At 77.6% G+C, this 2,980-nt stretch carries 1 protein-coding gene; it reads right to left on the bottom strand.

Annotated features, from left to right (window positions below; translation table 11 throughout):
- A partial coding sequence (locus ABZW03_RS39240; protein WP_355269423.1) for a condensation domain-containing protein occupies positions 1 to 2,980 on the bottom strand: 2,980 nt, incomplete at both ends.

The raw sequence follows: 2,980 nt of genomic DNA on the forward strand, positions 1-2,980 counted from the left end.
CGGTCTCCGAGTCCAGCAGGCCGGTCCCGGTCAGGGCCCCGGACGACGCCAGCCGCTCCACGGCCTCGGCGGTCCACCGCGGCCTCGACCAGGGCGGGCAGGGTCGCCGGGGCCACCGGGGCGAGCTCCGGGCGGGCCGGTCCGCGCAGCAGCCGCTCGCGTTCACCGGGCGGCAGCAGGTCGAGCGCGTCCAGCCGGGTGGTGCCGTCCGAGGCGGCCAGCGCGGACAGGGTGTGCAGCAGCTGGTCGGCGAGCCGCCCGGCGGTCTCCCGGTCGAGGTAGCGCGGGTCGTGGCCGAGTTCCACGGCGAGCCGCTCGCCGGGCGAGACGACCACGGTGAGCGGGTAGTTGGTGGCCTCCCGGGCGTCCAGGTCGCGCACCAGCAGGCCGTGGGCGCCGGCCGTGGCGTCGCCGACCGGGTAGTTCTCGAAGACCACCAGGCTGTCGAACAGCTCGGTGCCCGGCGGCACCTGGCTCAGCCCGTGCATCCGCGCCAGCGGCAGGTGGTCGAACCGGCGGTCCTCGGCCTGCTCCTCCTGGAGGGTGCGCAGCCAGTCGGCGCAGGGCCGGTCGCCGTCGACGGCGACCCGGGCGGGCAGGGTGGTGATGAACAGGCCGACGATGCCGTCGGAGCCGGGCAGGTCGGCGGGCCGGCCGGAGACGGTGGTGCCGAAGCAGACCCGCCGCTCGCCGCTCCAGCGCGACAGCAGCAGCGCCCAGGCGCCCTGCACCACGGTGTTGAGGGTGAGGCGGTGGCGGCGGGCGAACTCCTGGAGGCGCTCCGTCCCGGCCTCGTCCAGCCGGTGCGAGATCCAGTCCCCGGAGCGGGCCGTGTCGCCCTGGGCGGGGCGGCGGTCGTACGGCAGCGCGGTCGGCGCGGTGAGGTCGGCCAGCACGCCGCGCCAGTGCTCGACGGCGGCGCCGGTGTCGCGGGCGGCCAGCCAGCCGACGTAGTCCGCGAAGGGCCGCCGCTCGGGCAGGGCCGGCCGCTCGCCCCGGGCGAGCGCGGCGTGGGCGGCCAGCACGTCGGCGAGGACGTGGAAGACGCTCCAGCCGTCCAGCAGCACGTGGTGGAACTCCCACACCACCCGAACGGCGTCGGGGCCGAGCCGGATCAGGTCGAGCCGCAGCAGCGGGGCGCGGTCCAGGGCGAGCGGGCGGGTGCGCCGCTCGGCGAGCAGCGCCTCCAGCCGGCCCGCCTGCTCCGCCGCGCCCAGGCCGCTCCAGTCGTGCTCGGTGACCGGGAGCCGCGCCCGCCGGTGGACCACCTGGAGCGGCACCGGCACGTCGCGCAGCACCACCGAGGTGCGCAGCACCGGGGTGCGGTCGACGACGTGCTGCCAGGCGGCGGCCAGCAGGCCGGGGTCGCGGGCGCCGTCCAGCACGAAGGTGATCTGCTCGACGTACAGGCCGTGTGCGGCCTCGTCCAGGCCGTGCACCACCATGCCGGTCTGGGTGGGGGTGAGCGGCTGGATCTCCGTCACCTCGCGCCCGGTGCCGGCCAGCCGGTCGACGGCGGCCTGGTCGAGCCCGGCGAGCGGGAAGTCGGAGGGGGTGCGCCCGCCGGCGCCGGGTTCGGCGCAGTGGCGGACGATCTCCCGCAGCTCGTCCCGGAGTTCGGCGGCGAGCCGGGCGACCGTCCGGCGGTGGTGCACCGCACGGGAGTAGGACCAGGTGAAGGAGAGCCGGCCGTCGGCGACCTGCCCGAGCACGTCCAGCAGGTGGGGGCGGCGGGCGGTGCGGTCCATCCCGCCGGTGAGCGGGCCGGCCGGGGCGAGCAGCAGGCCGCCGGGGGCGGTGCCGCGGTCCTGCCGGCCCAGGTAGTTGAAGCCGATCCGCGGCAGGTCCAGCCCCGGGGCCGGCCGGAGGTGGCGCAGGGCGCCGTGGCCGAGGCCGCCGCCCGGGACGGCGCGCAGCGCCTCCTTGACGGCCTTCAGCGCGGTGCCGGTGTCCGCCGCCCGGGGCACCTCCAGGGCGACGGGGTACATCGCGGTGAACCAGCCGACGGTGCGGGACAGGTCGAGGCCGTCGAAGAGGTCCTCGCGGCCGTGGCCCTCCAGGGCGACCAGCACCCGGCGCCGTCCGGTCCAGCGGGCCAGCACCCGGCCGAGGGCGCAGAGCAGGACGTCGTTGATCCGGGTGCGGTAGGCGTCCGGGACGTCCTGGAGCAGTCGGCGGGTGTCCTCGGCGCCCAGCGCGACGGTCAGCGACTCCTCGCTGTCGGCGGTGTTGGCGCCGTCCAGGTCGATCGGCAGGCCGTCGTCCACCAGGCCCTGCCAGTACGGGAGTTCGGCGTCGAAGCGGCCGGCCGCGGTGTGCTCGGCGAGCCGTTCGGCCCATTCCCGGAAGGAGGTGCTCTTGGCTCCCAGGTCGGGCCGCTCGCCGGCGGCCAGCGCGCGGTGGGCCCGCTCCAGGTCCTCCAGCAGGATCCGCCAGGAGACCGCGTCCACCACCAGGTGGTGCGCGGCCAGCAGCAGCACCGGGCGCGGGTCGTCGGCGCGGCGGCAGAGCGCGGCCCGCAGCAGCGGCCCGGCGGCCAGGTCGAAGTCCTCGGCGAGGCGCTCGCCGATCCCGCGCAGGGCGTTCGCGCCCTCCTCGCCGCCGGGCAGCTCGTGGACGCGCAGCTCGGGGGCCTGGCCGGGGGCGGTGCCGTGCTGGCGCCACCGGCCGTCGGCGAGCGGTTCGAAGCGCAGCCGCAGCGCGTCGTGGTGGTCCAGGACGGCGGCCAGCGCGGCGCGCAGGGTGGTCTCGTCGGTGCCGGGGGCGAGGGTGTAGGAGACGGACTGGGTGAGCCGGGCCGGATCGCCGTCGAGGGTGTCCAGCAGCCAGTGCTGAACGGGGGTGAGCGGGGCCTCGCCGGTGACGGCGCCCTGTTCGGCGGCGGCCCCGGGGAGCGGGGAGCGCTCGGCGGCGCCGGCGAGTTCGGCCAGGGTCTGGTGGGCGAACAGGTGCCGGGGGGTCAGCGCGAGGCCGGCCCGGC

It is taken from the genome of Kitasatospora sp. NPDC004799, from assembly GCF_040609095.1.
Taxonomy (GTDB): domain Bacteria; phylum Actinomycetota; class Actinomycetes; order Streptomycetales; family Streptomycetaceae; genus Kitasatospora.